This window comes from Streptomyces sp. NPDC001108, from assembly GCF_053598535.1.
Window position 1 is genome coordinate 339,660 of sequence record NZ_JBSFKL010000007.1, and the last position, 12,556, is coordinate 352,215.

13 protein-coding genes are annotated in these 12,556 nt (G+C 72.8%); 1 reads left to right on the forward strand and 12 read right to left on the reverse strand.

The genetic code is table 11. The annotated features are described in order from the left end of the window. Positions 1-93: 93 nt before the first annotated feature. Entirely contained in the window at positions 94-1,179 is a 1,086-nt protein-coding gene (locus ACWC97_RS18795; RefSeq protein WP_352280551.1) for a prephenate dehydrogenase, read from the reverse strand. A gap of 99 nt (positions 1,180-1,278) precedes the next feature. Between ACWC97_RS18795 and ACWC97_RS18800 the strand changes: the two genes are divergently transcribed. Continuing rightward, complete coding sequence (locus tag ACWC97_RS18800) at positions 1,279-1,980, forward strand: nucleotidyltransferase domain-containing protein (protein WP_352280552.1); 702 nt, start codon at positions 1,279-1,281, stop codon at positions 1,978-1,980. On the opposite strand, the gene ACWC97_RS18805 is transcribed toward ACWC97_RS18800, so the two are convergent. From ACWC97_RS18805 to ald, 11 genes are all read right to left on the reverse strand, one after another. Beyond that, on the reverse strand, positions 1,981-2,787 hold the full coding sequence (locus ACWC97_RS18805) for a nucleotidyltransferase domain-containing protein (RefSeq protein WP_450650353.1): 807 nt from the start codon (positions 2,785-2,787) through the stop codon (positions 1,981-1,983). It abuts the gene before it with no gap. Positions 2,788-2,790: 3 nt separating this feature from the next. Beyond that, entirely contained in the window at positions 2,791-3,813 is a 1,023-nt protein-coding gene (locus ACWC97_RS18810) for an ADP-ribosylglycohydrolase family protein (RefSeq protein WP_450650355.1), read from the reverse strand. Continuing rightward, on the reverse strand, positions 3,810-4,544 hold the full coding sequence (locus ACWC97_RS18815; RefSeq protein WP_450650357.1) for an NUDIX hydrolase: 735 nt from the start codon (positions 4,542-4,544) through the stop codon (positions 3,810-3,812). The genes ACWC97_RS18810 and ACWC97_RS18815 overlap by 4 nt, the downstream gene beginning before the upstream one ends. After that, positions 4,541-5,620 (reverse strand): AAA family ATPase, encoded by a 1,080-nt coding sequence (locus ACWC97_RS18820; RefSeq protein WP_392279245.1) that lies wholly within the window; start codon positions 5,618-5,620, stop codon positions 4,541-4,543. The genes ACWC97_RS18815 and ACWC97_RS18820 overlap by 4 nt, the downstream gene beginning before the upstream one ends. Then, positions 5,617-6,270 carry a nicotinamide riboside transporter PnuC gene (pnuC, locus tag ACWC97_RS18825; protein WP_450650359.1) on the reverse strand — a complete coding sequence of 218 codons (654 nt, stop codon included), beginning with the start codon at positions 6,268-6,270 and terminating at the stop codon, positions 5,617-5,619. Before pnuC ends, ACWC97_RS18820 begins: the two co-directional genes overlap by 4 nt. A gap of 135 nt (positions 6,271-6,405) precedes the next feature. Then, positions 6,406-7,530: a pseudouridine synthase gene (locus tag ACWC97_RS18830; RefSeq protein WP_450650360.1), complete on the reverse strand. Its 1,125-nt coding sequence runs from the start codon at positions 7,528-7,530 to the stop codon at positions 6,406-6,408. After that, positions 7,530-8,177 (reverse strand): SMC-Scp complex subunit ScpB, encoded by a 648-nt coding sequence (scpB, locus tag ACWC97_RS18835; protein WP_352280559.1) that lies wholly within the window; start codon positions 8,175-8,177, stop codon positions 7,530-7,532. Before scpB ends, ACWC97_RS18830 begins: the two co-directional genes overlap by 1 nt. Further along, entirely contained in the window at positions 8,174-9,244 is a 1,071-nt protein-coding gene (locus ACWC97_RS18840) for a segregation/condensation protein A (RefSeq protein WP_450650362.1), read from the reverse strand. Before ACWC97_RS18840 ends, scpB begins: the two co-directional genes overlap by 4 nt. Before the next feature lie 111 nt (positions 9,245-9,355). Further along, the gene (locus tag ACWC97_RS18845) at positions 9,356-9,949 is read right to left on the reverse strand and encodes a hypothetical protein (protein WP_450650398.1); all 594 of its coding nucleotides are present in this window, start codon (positions 9,947-9,949) and stop codon (positions 9,356-9,358) included. After that, the gene (locus ACWC97_RS18850; protein ID WP_352280561.1) at positions 9,946-11,061 is read right to left on the reverse strand and encodes a ParA family protein; all 1,116 of its coding nucleotides are present in this window, start codon (positions 11,059-11,061) and stop codon (positions 9,946-9,948) included. The genes ACWC97_RS18845 and ACWC97_RS18850 overlap by 4 nt, the downstream gene beginning before the upstream one ends. A 369-nt stretch (positions 11,062-11,430) precedes the next feature. Next, a complete protein-coding gene (ald, locus tag ACWC97_RS18855) occupies positions 11,431-12,546 on the reverse strand; it encodes an alanine dehydrogenase (protein WP_352280587.1) in 1,116 nt (371 codons plus the stop codon). Positions 12,547-12,556 lie beyond the last annotated feature (10 nt).

Consider the following 12,556-nt stretch of genomic DNA (forward strand, 5'->3'; position numbering starts at 1 on the left):
AACCCCGCCCCGAACAAGGTTACCGAGTGTCGGGACGGGCCCGGTCACCCCTGTGGACAACCGGCGCCCGGCCCCGGCCCCGGCGCCCCGTGCCTACTGCCGTATCGACCAGCCGCGCTCGCGCAGCGCGGCGCTCAGCCCGGGGGCCGCGCTCGGCTCGACCATCAGCTGCACCAGACCGGCCTGCTGCCCGGTGGCGTGCTCGATGCGCACGTCCTCGACGTTGACCCCGGCCCGTCCGGCGTCGGCGAAGATCCCGGCCAGCTCGCCCGGCCGGTCGCTGATGAGCACGGTGACCGTCTCGTAGGCGGTGGGAGCGGTGCCGTGCTTGCCGGGCACCCTGACCCGGCCCGCGTTGCCGCGCCGCAGCACGTCCTCGATGCCCTCGGTGCCCGCGCGGCGGCGGTCGTCGTCGGCGGACTCCAGGCCGCGCAGCGCCCGTACCGTCTCCTCCAGGTCGGCGGCGACCCCGGCCAGCACGTCGGCGACCGGGCCGGGGTTGGCGGCCAGGATCTCCACCCACATCCGGGGGTCCGAGGCGGCGATCCGGGTGACGTCCCTGATGCCCTGCCCGCAGAGGCGTACGGCGGTCTCGTCGGCCTCCTCCAGCCGGGCGGCGACCATCGACGAGATCAGCTGCGGGGTGTGGGAGACGAGGGCGACGGCCCGGTCGTGCGCGTCGGCGTCCATCACGACCGGGACGGCGCGGCAGAGCGCGACCAGCTCCAGGGCCAGGTTGAGCACCTCGGTGTCGGTGTCCCGGGTCGGCGTGAGGACCCAGGGCCGCCCCTCGAACATGTCCGCGCTCGCGGCGAGCGGGCCCGACCGCTCCTTGCCCGCCATCGGGTGCGTGCCGATGTAGTGCGTGAGGTCGAGGCCGAGGGCCTCCAGCTCGCGCCGCGGGCCGCCCTTCACGCTGGCGACGTCCAGGTAGCCGCGGGCCACGCCCTCCCGTACGGCGTCGGCGAGCACCGGAGCCACATGGGCGGGCGGCACGGCGACGATCGCCAGGTCCACCCGCTCCTCGGGCGCCTCGCCCGTGCCCGCGCCCAGCGCGGCGGCGGTGCGGACCGAGCCGGGGTCGTGGTCGCGGAGGTGGACCTGGATGCCGCGCCCGGCGAGGGCGAGGGCCGCGGAGGTGCCGACAAGGCCCGTTCCGATGACGACGGCGGTTCTCACTGGGCGATGTCCTTGCGGGTGCGGGGGTGTTACCCGTCAGCCTAAGGGCTGGCCGTAATCCCCGGCGCAAGCCGATTCCGCTCCCGTACGCTCGCCGTCATGATCACTCCCGGCCCCGAGGCCCTCGTCCGCGACCACACGGTCTACTCCTGTGTGATGGGCTCGCGCGCCTTCGGGCTGGCCACCGAGGGGAGCGACACCGACCGGCGCGGGGTGTTCCTCGCGCCGACCCCGCTGTTCTGGCGGTTCGAGAAGCCGCCGACCCATGTCGAGGGGCCGGCCCCGGAGCAGTTCTCCTGGGAGCTGGAGCGGTTCTGCGAACTGGCGCTACGGGCCAATCCCAATGTGCTGGAGTGCCTGCACTCGCCGCTGGTGGACCATGCCGACGCGGTGGGCCGGGAGCTGCTCGCCCTGCGCGGCGCCTTCCTCTCCCGGCAGGCCCACCAGACCTTCGTACGCTACGCCGTCGGCCAGCGCCGGAAGCTGGAGGCCGACGTACGGCAGCACGGGGTGCCGCGCTGGAAGCACGCCATGCATCTGCTGCGCCTGCTGGCCTCCTGCCTGGACCTGCTGCGCACCGGGGCGCTCACGATCGAGGTGGGCGCGGCCCGCGAGGAGCTGCTGGCGGTGAAGCGGGGCGAGGTGCCGTGGGCGGAGGTGGAGCGCCGGATGAACCGCCTGATCGAGCGGAACGACGAGGCGGTCCGGGACTCCCCGCTCCCGCCCGGACCGGACCGGGCCCGGGTGGAGGACTTCCTGGTCCGCACCCGCCGGGCCTCGGCCTCCTGGGACAGGGCCTAGCTAGGGGGTGTCCCGGCCTCCCAGCCTCGCCCGCACCACGAGGTCGTGCAGGGCGTCGAACCCGCCCGCGGTCCCCGGGAGCCGTGAGGCGACCCGGGCCCGGTCCAGCACCTCGTGCAGCGCCTCGACGTCCCGGGCCGCCCGGACACCGGCCGCGTCCTCCGCTCCCCCGTGCTCGGCCGCGGCCTTCGCCTCGATCAGACCGGGCAGGTAGGACGGGGCCTCCGCCACCTCGGCGAGGAGGGAGGGCAGATGGGCCAGCACCTCACCGCGGCGCATCAGGTGGATCCCAGTGAGCAGGGCCCGGAACGTGTAGAGCAGTGGTTTCAGTTCGCCGGTCTTCTCGAAGAGCCGCCACTGGGTGCCCGCGAAGCCCCGGTAGTGGTGGGCGTGGTGGCGGGTGAGCACGCCCGGCGCCAGGGCCGACAGCTCCGCGTGGATCCCGCCCGTGTGCACGACCAGCGGCGAGAGCAACTGTTCCAGCACATAGCCGTTCGGCTTCAGCATCAGCCGGACGAACTTACGCAGGTCGTGCGTGACGAGATCCATCTCGACGCCGTCCGCGTCCCACATCCGCGAGCACGTCTCGTCGGCCTCGCGCAGGCCCACGAGGTCCTCCGCGGGCAGGAGATGGACCCCCCGAAGGTCCACGTCCGAGTCGGCGGAAGGGAACCCGTACAGATGCGCCCCCGAGACCGTGGCGAACAGCAGCGGGTGGCGCTCCCCGGCGATGACCGGGGCGAGATCCGTGACCGGCAGTCCGGCCGCCCCGAGGTCGCCGTCGAGATGTTCGTTCTTCGTACGCATGGCTCAAGCGTCCCAGAGCGCCCCCAGGGCCAGCAGGTCGCTCCGGTGCTCGATCCGCTCCGCCCACTCCTTGGGCCAGGCCGCCGCTCCCCGGTGGGCCCCGGCGAAGGCGCCGGTCAGGCAGGCCAGGGAGTCGGAGTCGCCCCGGGTGCAGGCGGCGCGGCGGAGGGCGGTGACGGGGTCCTCGGGGAAGAGAAGGAAGCAGTGCAGGGCGGTGGCCAGGGCCTCCTCGGCGATCCAGCCGTCGCCGGTCCGCTCGCACGGGTCGGTCTCCGGGGACGGGTCGCGCAGCGCGTCCTGGACCCGGTCGAGGGCGGTCAGGCACTCCTCCCAGCCGCGCCGGACGTACCGCTCGGGCGAGGGGTCGCCCGCGTACCGCCAGAGGTCGCCGAGCCAGCGGGTGAGGTACCGGCCGCTGTTCTCGTACGCGTAGGAGCGCAGCTGCCCGAGCAGGCCCGCCGGGTCGGCGCCCCGCGCCAGCAGGTGCACGGCGCGGGCGGTCAGGTCGGAGGCGGCGAGCGCGGTCGGGTGGCCGTGGGTGAGGGCGGCCTGCAACTGGGCCGCCCCGGAACGCTGTTCGTCGCTCAGGCCGGGTACGAGGCCGATCGGGGCGACCCGCATGTTGGCGCCGCAGCCCTTGGAGCCGGTCTGGCTGGCCTCCTGCCAGGGCCGGTCGCCGTCGAGCAGCCGGCAGGCGGTCATGCACGTGCGGCCGGGGGCGCGGTTGTTGTCGGGCGAGTGGTACCAGTCGACGAACTCCTCGCGGACCGGGCGGACCAGCCGCGGACCGGTGAGCGGGCCCCGGTCCATGGCGGTGCGGATGCCGCGCGCCAGGGCCAGCGTCATCTGGGTGTCGTCGGTGACGAAGGCCGGCTTCGGCAGCCGCATGGTGCGCCAGGGCCCGCACTTCGCGAGGATCGACGGCACGTTGTTGAACTCGGTCGGGAAGCCCAGCGCGTCGCCGAGCGCCAGCCCGGTGAGCGTGCCGGTGGCGGCCTGCTTGGTGGTGGTCCCGGTCACGGTCATGTGGTTCTTCCTTCCGGTCTCAGCAGCGGCGGGTGCAGCGCGGTGGCGGCACCCGCCCGGTAGAGCGCGGCCGGTTTTCCCCGTCCGCCGGTGCGGCGCGGGGCCCCTTCCACGGCCTGGACGAAGCCGGGCGTGGTGAGGACCTTGCGCCGGAAGTTGGGCCGGTCCAGCTCGACGCCCCAGACCGTCTCGTACACCTGCTGGAGCTCCCCCAGGGTGAATTCGGGCGGGCAGAAGGCGGTGGCCAGACAGCTGTACTCGAGCCGGGCGCCGATCCGTTCGTGGGCGTCGGCGAGGATGCGGTCGTGGTCGAAGGCGAGCGGGCCGGCGTCGGCGGTCTCCCACCACCGGGCGCTGGCCGCGTCCCCGCCGCCGCGCGGTTCGGGCAGGTCGGGCAGGAGGGCGGCGTAGGCGACCGAGACGACCCGCATCCTGGGGTCGCGGTCCGGATCGCTGTAGGTGCGCAGCTGCTCCAGGTGGAAGGCGCTGACGGCGTCCTCCGTCAGCCCGGTCTCCTCGGCGAGCTCCCGGCGGGCGGCCGTCCCGGCGGACTCGCGGGGCAGGACGAAGCCGCCGGGCAGGGCCCACTGCCCCTGGTACGGCTCCTCGCCGCGTTCGACGAGCAGGACGTGCAGCCGGCCGCCCCGGACGGTGAAGACGGCGAGGTCCACGGTGACCGCGAAGGGCTCGAAGGCGCGCGGGTCGTAGCCCTCGGGGACGCGGGCGCTCACCGGTTCTCCGGCAGGGGCGGGGCGAACCGCCAGCTGTCGGCGAGCAGCGCGTCGACGGCGGCCACCGCGGTGGCCAGGCGTTCCTCGCGGGTCCCGGTGAGTTCGACGAACCGCCTTCCGGTACGGGTGAGTTCGGCCCGGAAGCGGTCGGTCATCCAGGGGCGCAGCTCCTCGCCGTCGCGCAGCCCGTCGTCCTCGAAGGCGACGCCCTCGTGGTCGGTGAGCAGCCACAGGTGGTGGGCGATCCGGTCGGCGGTGCGCTCGACGAGCGGGTTGCGGCCGCCGACGTAGCGCTCGTGCCAGACGGTGGTGGCGAAGGAGTCGGTGTCGCAGATGAGGACCGGGGAGCCGGTCCGCGCGGCGGCCTCCTCCCGGGCGTTCTGGACCTCGGCGATCAGCGGGAAGTCGTCGGTGGTGAAGACGACGTCCTCCCACTGGGCGCCGGGGTGGCGGGAGCGGAGCGCGGCCAGCTTCCGTTCGCTGAACTCCCGCCCGTACTCGTCGACGCGGGCGGTCCGGGCCCAGACCCCGCCGCGGGCGCGGTAGTGCCGGGTGAGGTCGCGGGCCATGGTCGTGGTGCCGGTGGACTCGGCGCCGAGCACGACGACCCGGCGGGTGAGGGCGGCCCGGACCGGCGCTTCCAGGAAGTCCCAGCAGCCGACCGGGTCCTGACGGACGGCGGTGCCGGAGACCGGGAAGCGGGTGCGGTCCGGGTCGACGCAGACGGACGCGGCGCCGAACCGGCGGCCCAGTTCGTCCCCGTACGGTTCCGAGGTGAAGACGGCGTCCACCGGTTCGGGGACGGCTTCGGTGAAGACGGCCATGTGCGCGTCCCAGATCGCCGGGTCGTGGACGTCCATCCGGATGTCGTCGACGGCGCCGACGACCGTCACGTCCGGGTGTGCCTCGCGCATCCAGGCCACCCGGTCGGCGAGCGGCACGGATTCGACGGAGGCGGCGCAGACCAGCACGGTCAGCCGGTCGCAGCGGTCCCGCGCGGTGCGGACCAGGTGGTGGTGGCCGGCGTGCGGCGGGTAGAACTTGCCGAGGACCAGTCCGTGTCCGAAGCGCCTCATGCCGCCGCCCCCGCGGGCTCGCGCCGCTCCCCGGCCGCATCGCGGCGCCAGTTGCGCAGGCCGATCAGGCAGAGCGTCAGGAAGCCGCAGTACAGCAGCGAGGTCAGATAGAGCTCCTTGTACGCGTAGAGCGGGATGTACACCACGTCGGCGGCGATCCAGAGCCACCAGGACTCGACGAGCTTGCGGCACTGCCCGTACGTCGCCGTCAGGGACAGCGCGGTCGTCAGGGCGTCCCAGAAGGGCACGGTCGAGTCGGTGGCGCGGGCGAGCAGGACGGTCAGGGCGAGGGTCCCCACCGCCCCCGCCGCGAGCAGCCAGGCCCATTCGGTGCGCGTGGTGCGGCGCACCGGCAGGCCGGGTGAGCCCGGTCCACCCCCGTGGGTCCAGGTCCACCAGCCGTAGGCGGCGAGGGCGATGAAGACGATCTGGAGTCCGGCGTCGGCGTACAGGCCGGACTGGGTGAAGAGCAGGATGAAGAAGACGTTGTTGGCGATGCCGATCGGCCAGTTGGCGAGGTGCTGGCGGGCCACGAGCCATACGCAGAGCGCCCCGCTGCCGAAGCCGAGCACCTCGGTCCAGCTGACCGGGGTGCCGAGCACCGTCACAAAGGGTTGTTGCAGGGGATCGAGGTACTCCGCGAGACTCACGCCCGCCTCCTTCTTAATAGTCATATTGACTATAAAGCGGGGAGGGGGCAGGGAAAAGACCCGCGGCCGGTCCCTGTCCCGGATTTCGGGGACGGGGACCGGCCGCGGGTCGTGGAGCGGACGGCCGGGCGGTCGTTACAGACCGACCTCGCGCATCAGCATGCCGACCTCGGTGTTGGTGAGGCGGCGCAGCCAGCCGGACTTCTGGTCGCCCAGCGGGATCGGCCCGAAGGAGGTGCGGACGAGCCGCTCGACCGGGAAGCCCGCCTCGGCGAGCATCCGGCGGACGATGTGCTTGCGGCCCTCGTGGAGGGTGACCTCGACCAGGTAGTTCTTCCCGGTGTTCTCGACGACCCGGAAGTGGTCGGCGCGGGCGTACCCGTCCTCCAGCTGGATGCCGTCCTTGAGCCGCTTGCCCAGGTCGCGCGGGAGCGGGCCCTGGATGGCGGCCAGGTAGGTCTTCTTCACCCCGTACTTGGGGTGGGTGAGGCGGTGGGCCAGCTCGCCGTGGTTGGTGAGCAGGATGATGCCCTCGGTCTCGGTGTCCAGCCGGCCGACGTGGAAGAGCCGCGTCTCACGGTTGGTGACGTAGTCGCCGAGGCACTGGCGGCCGTCCGGGTCCTCCATCGAGGAGACGACACCGGCCGGCTTGTTCAGCGCGAAGAACAGGTAGGACTGGGCGGCGACGGTCAGGCCGTCGACCTTGATCTCGTCCTTGTGCACGTCGACGCGCATGCCCTGCTCGACCACGATCTCGCCGTTGACCTCGACGCGGGCCTGCTCGATCAGCTCCTCGCACGCCCGGCGCGAGCCCATGCCGGCGCGGGCGAGGACCTTCTGCAGCCGCTCGCCCTCCTGCTCGGCGCCGGGGTGCGTCCGGGGCGTTTTGATCTCGGGCTTGTTCGCGTACCGGTCCCGGTTGCGCTGCTCGATCTTGGCGTCGAGCTCGCGCGGGCGGGACGGGGCGCCCTGGCGGCGCCGGTCACCGCCGCCGCTGCGTCCGCCACCCGACTGCGGGGTGCGCGGGCCGCCCTTGGCGCCGCCCCGGGCCGCGGCGCCGCGGCCCTTGCGGGGGCCGTCGCCGCCCTGCTCGCCGGAGCCCACGTCGTAGCGGCGCTCCTCGGGGCGGGGGCGGCGGGGGCGCTGCTCCTGCCTGCCGTCACGCCCGGCGCCCGCGCCGCGGGGGTTCCGGCCGCCGCTGCCGCTGCCGCTCCGGCCGCCGCTGTTGCCGCTTCCGCTGTTCCTGCCACTGCTTCGCATCAAAATTCCGTCTTGTCGTCTGCGTGGGTATCCGGGGTGTCCGGTGCGTCCGGATCGAACGACGGCACACCCTCTAGCGTCTCAGCCTCGATCGCGTCCGCCTCGGGGAGGAAGGGCGCGAGCTCCGGGAGCTCATCCAGGCCACGCAGGCCCATCCGCTCCAGAAAGTAGTTCGTCGTCCTGTACAGGATCGCACCTGTTTCGGGTTCCGTGCCCGCCTCCTGCACCAGACCCCGCTGGAGCAGGGTCCGCATGACCCCGTCACAGTTCACGCCGCGGACCGCGGAGACCCGGGAACGGCTGACCGGCTGGCGGTACGCGACCACCGCGAGGGTCTCCAGCGCCGCCTGGGTCAGCCGGGCCTGCTGGCCGTCCAGGACGAAGCGCTCGACGGCCGCCGCGTAGGCGGGCCGGGTGTAGAAGCGCCAGCCGCCGGCGACCAGCCGCAGCTCGAAGCCCCGGCGCTGCACGGTGTAGTCGTCGGCCAGCTCGCGCAGCGCGTCGGCGACGGCCCGGCGGGGCCGCTCCAGCACCTTGGCGAGGTGCTCCTCGGTGGCGGGCTCGTCGACGACCATGAGGACGGCCTCCAGCGCGGGCTTGAGGTCGAGCTCCGCGACGGCGGGGTCGCCCGTCTCCTGCTGGTTCATGCCTTCCCGTCCTCCTCGTCGGCGTCGCGCGCCTCGCTGTCGAACTCGTCCGTGACCACGGGCCCGGCGCCCTCTCCCCCGGCCCAGCGCACCAGCAGCTCGCCGAGCGCCTCGGGCTGGTCGAGCGCGACGGCCCTCTCCCGGTACAGCTCCAGCAGCGCGAGGAACCGGGCGACGACGGTGAGGGTGTCGGGGGCGTCCTCGGTGAGCGCGCGGAAGCTGGCCTCGCCCGCCTCGCGCAGCCGGGCCACCACGATCCCGGCCTGCTCCCGCACGCTGACCAGCGGGGCGTGGATGTGGTCGACGTACACCTGGGGCGGGGCCTTCGGCTGCATCGCCTTCACGGCCAGCTCGGCGAACCGCCGTGCCCCGATGCCGATCACCACTTCGGGCAGCAGTTCCGCGTGGTGCGGCTCCAGCCCGACGGTGCGGGGGAAGCGCCGCTCCTCCGAGGCCAGCCGCTCACTGAGGATGTCCGCGATGCGTTTGTACGCGCGGTACTGGAGCAGCCGGGCGAAGAGCAGGTCCCGGGCTTCGAGCAGTGCCAGGTCCGCCTCGTCCTCCACTTCGGCGGCGGGCAGCAGCCGGGCGGCCTTCAGGTCGAGCAGGGTCGCGGCGACGACCAGGAACTCGGTGGTCTGGTCGAGGTCCCAGTCCGGGCCCATCGCGCGGATGTGCGCCATGAACTCGTCGGTGACCTTCGAGAGCGCGACCTCGGTCACGTCCAGCTTGTGCTTGGCGATGAGCTGGAGGAGGAGGTCGAACGGCCCCTCGAAGTTCGCCAGCCGGACGGTGAACCGTCCGTCGGTACCGTCCTGGCCGGACGCGGGCGCGGGTGACTCGGGGGTTTCAGCCGCCTCGGGGGTGTCGGAAGCCGCAGGCGCCTCGGACGACCCGGGCTCCTCCGACACCTCGGACGCCTCGTGCGTATGTGGCACCTCTTGCGGCTCTTGCGGCTCGGAGGTCTTGCGGATCTCCTCGTCGGCCCGTTCCGGCACCGCCGCGGAGCCCGGACCGCGTCCCAGGGGGCGGCGGCGGGCGCGGGCGGATTCGTCGGTCGTCGGCATGAGGGTCCAGGGGCGAGCGGGATACGGGCGGCGGGCTTCGGCCCGTACGGGAGGGGGCCGCACCGCTCGTCCGGCGGCCGCCCCTCGGGCAGGCTACCGGCGCCGTGCCCGTCAGCGGCCGCGCAGCCGCCGTACGAGGATGCTCGCGTCGCCCCGGGACTCCAGGTCGGCCAGGACCACCGCGACCGCCTCGCGGACGATCCGCCCGCGGTCGACGGCCAGCCCGTGCTCCCCGCGCAGCACCAGGCGGGCGTGTTCGAGGTCCATCAGTTCCTCGGCCGAGACATAGACCGTGATCTTCTCGTCGTGGCGCTCGCGGCCGCTGGGGCGGCGGTTCGAACCGCGCCCGCCCGCGCTCCCGCGCCGCCGCTGCTGCTGGACGGCGGCGGAGGCCGCCTCCTGGGCGGCGGGCGCCGGGGTCTGCCGCTGGGCGCCTCGTCCGGCCGCAGCGGGCCGGTCCTCGTCACCGGCCCGGCTGCGCGGCTCCCCCGCGTCGGCGTCGGCCGCGGAGTGCTCCTCGCGCGCGACGCCGGCGGCCCGGTCCGGGTCCGTCCCGGCGCCGTCCACCGCGGCGTCGCCCTCACCGGCCGGAGCGGGCACCCGGGTCTCGCTGTTCGCCTTGCGCCGCCGTTCCACGGGCGAGGATGCCTGGAGCCCCATCCCCCCGGTGGTGCGGAACAGTTCGTCGGCCCCGGGCAGACTCACTCGGCGTGACACCGGGCGAGCACCTCCCTGGCGAGCTGGCGGTAGGCGGCGGCACCGACCGAGTTGGAGGCGTAGGTGGTGATGGGCTCACCGGCGACGGTGGTCTCCGGGAAGCGCACGGTGCGCCCGATGACCGTGTGGTAGACGTGGTCGTCGAACGCCTCGACGACGCGCGCGAGGACCTCGCGGCTGTGCACCGTACGGGAGTCGTACATGGTGGCGAGGATGCCGTCGAGCTCCAGGTCGGGGTTGAGGCGCTCCTGGACCTTCTCGATGGTCTCGGTGAGCAGCGCCACCCCGCGCAGGGCGAAGAACTCGCATTCGAGCGGCACTATGACCTTGTGGGCCGCCGTCAGGGCGTTCACCGTGAGCAGGCCCAGCGAGGGCTGACAGTCGATCACGATGTAGTCGTAGTCGGCCAGCAGCGGCTTCAGGGCGCGCTGGAGCGTGGACTCCCGGGCCACCTCGCTCACCAGCTGCACCTCGGCGGCCGAGAGGTCGATGTTGCTGGGCAGCAGGTCCATGTTGGGGACCGCGGTCTTCAGCAGGACCTCGTCGGCCGACATGCCCCGCTCCATGAGCAGGTTGTAGACCGTGAGGTCGAGCTCCATCGGGTTGACGCCCAGTCCGACCGAGAGGGCTCCCTGCGGGTCGAAGTCGACGAGCAGGACGCGCCGTCCGTACTCGGCGAGCGCGGCACCCAGGTTGATGGTCGACGTGGTCTTGCCGACGCCGCCCTTCTGGTTGCACATCGCGATGATCTTCGCGGGACCGTGATCGGTCAGCGGGCCCGGGATCGGGAAGTAGGGCAGGGGGCGGCCGGTCGGGCCGATCCGCTCGCGGCGCTGCCGGGCGGCGTCGGGCGCGAGGGTGGCCGCGTACTCCGGATCGGGCTCGTACTCGGCGTCGGGGTCGTAGAAGTGCCCCTGGGGCTCGTCGAAGTCGGCGAAGTGGGCGGTGTCCCGGCCACTCTCGTTGCCGGCCATGGCGTTCACGTGTAGGCCGTCCATCATCTGGGGGGCTGTCGTCATGTGCTGTTGGGTGGCGAAGGTGCGGACAGCGACGGAGCCGACAGCCTCCAGCCCGTTCGGGCTCTGGCTCCGCGCGGACATTCCTGGCCGGACACCCCCGGGAGTAAATGTCGACTCATTCACAAGTCGTCTTACCTCCTTGGATGTGACCAGGAAACTTATCGATAGGTCAGCGTGGCACCATGCCGACGATTGGCGACTCTATGGCGTGTCACCGCTCCGCAGCAACACAATCCGCCGGACCCGGCCCGATGTGTCGGCAATCGAACACCCCGCTGTCAAGGGCGTGCGACCACCGGCGTGCGTGTTTCCCGGGTGTACGAATCGGTCGAAGGCTCACGTTCGAGACGAGTCGCACGCCGTCCGGAGCGGGCCCGGACATGCCTCCGGCCGGACCTTGCTCGGCAAGGTCCGGCCGGACACGTGAGGTTGACGAACGAGGTTGACCCGTCAGCCGAGGAGCGAGCTCAGCTCGACGTGCTCCAGGCCGTGCGCCTCGGCCACCTCGCGGTAGACGACCTGCCCGTCATGGGTGTTGAGGCCCTTGGCGAGCGCGGCGTCGCGGCGCAGCGCCTCGACCCAGCCGCGGTTGGCCAGCTCCACGATGTACGGGAGCGTGGCGTTGGTGAGGGCGTAGGTGGAGGTGTTCGGCACCGCGCCCGGCATGTTCGCGACGCAGTAGAAGACCGAGTTGTGGACCTTGAAGGTCGGGTCGGTGTGCGTCGTCGGGTGCGAGTCCTCGAAGCAGCCGCCCTGGTCGATCGCGATGTCGACAAGGACACTTCCGGGCTTCATCTTGGCGACGAGCTCGTTGGTGACCAGCTTCGGGGCCTTGGCGCCGGGGATGAGCACGGCACCGACGACCAGGTCGGCCTCGACGACGGCCTTCTCCAGCTCGAAGGCGTTGGAGACGACGGTCTGCACCTTGGTGCCGAAGACCTTGTCCGCCTCGCGGAGCTTGTTGATGTCCTTGTCGAGCAGCGTGACGTGGAAGCCGAGGCCCACGGCGATCTGCGTGGCGTTCCAGCCGGAGACACCGCCGCCGATGACGACGGCCTTGCCGGCCGCCGTGCCCGGGACGCCGCCCGGCAGCACACCGCGGCCACCGGCCGAGCGCATCAGGTGGTAGGCGCCGACCTGCGGGGCGAGGCGGCCCGCGACCTCGGACATCGGGGCGAGCAGCGGGAGGGCGCGGGTGGCGGTCTCGACCGTCTCGTAGGCGATGGCCGTGGTGCCCGACGCGAGGAGGGCGTCCGTGCACTCGCGGGAGGCGGCGAGGTGCAGGTAGGTGAAGAGCGTCTGGTCCTTGCGGAGGCGGTGGTACTCCTCGGCGATCGGCTCCTTGACCTTGAGGACCAGGTCGGCGGCGGCCCAGACCTCGTCGGCGGTGGAGAGGATCTCGGCTCCGGCGGCGGTGTACTCCTCGTCCGTGATCGAGGAGCCGAGGCCGGCGTCCTTCTCGACGACGACCTGGTGGCCGTTGCGGACGAGCTCGTTCACACCAGCAGGCGTGATCGCCACGCGGAACTCGTTGTTCTTGACTTCGCGGGGGATGCCGACCTTCACGTCGATCACG